Source organism: Micrococcus sp. GbtcB5, from assembly GCF_019091605.1.
Taxonomy (GTDB): Bacteria; Actinomycetota; Actinomycetes; order Actinomycetales; family Micrococcaceae; genus Micrococcus; species Micrococcus luteus.
On record NZ_JAGXJK010000235.1, the window covers coordinates 1 to 263 of the forward strand.

General features: G+C 75.7%; 1 protein-coding gene. It reads right to left on the reverse strand.

What is annotated here, in order from left to right:
- Window positions 1-263: hypothetical protein (locus KVS67_RS12185; RefSeq protein WP_217565466.1), on the reverse strand; the 263-nt coding region annotated here is incomplete at both ends.

The window sequence follows — 263 nt, forward strand, 5'->3', positions numbered from 1 at the left end:
GATGTCCCCCGCGACGGTCACGTGGCCGCCGGCCCCCTTGGCCTGCGCGATGTCGGCGGCGTGGTCGTGGATGCGGCGGGAGTCGCCGGGCTGCTGCAGCACGACGCCGCACAGGCCCTTCTCCTCGACCTCGGCGCGGACGTCCCCCGGGATGCCTGCGGAGAGGTCGGCCACGCGCACGTCGATGCCCCCGGCCTCGGCGCGCAGGCGCACCACGGAGAGGGTCTGCGGGAAGAGGTCCGCGTCGAGGAGGGTGACGCCGT